1 pseudogene is annotated in these 292 nt (G+C 62.7%); it reads left to right on the plus strand.

Annotated elements, in window-relative coordinates:
- A pseudogene (locus tag BZG25_RS16035) lies at positions 1-292 on the plus strand (hypothetical protein); the annotation flags it as partial.

A 292-nucleotide genomic window follows, 5' to 3' on the forward strand; every position in this document is an offset into this window, starting at 1 on the left:
GCACCGGCGGACGAGCCAGCTGAGCCAGAGGCTACTCGCGAGGCAGATGAAACGGCTGACGAGGACGCTGATGACGAGCCGCAAGCAGAGCTAAACGAAGACGACGCAGTGGCGGACGAGCCAGCTGCACCAGAAGCGACTAGCGAGGCAGATGAAACGGCTGACGAGGACGCTGACGACGAACCGCAAGCCGAGTTAAACGAAGACGACGCACCGGCGGACGAATCGGGCACGCCAGAAGTTAGCGGCGAGGAAGATGAAACGACTGACGAGGACGCTGACGACGAGCCGC

It is taken from the genome of Salinivibrio sp. ML198 (assembly GCF_001996015.1).
GTDB lineage: Bacteria > Pseudomonadota > Gammaproteobacteria > Enterobacterales > Vibrionaceae > Salinivibrio > Salinivibrio siamensis.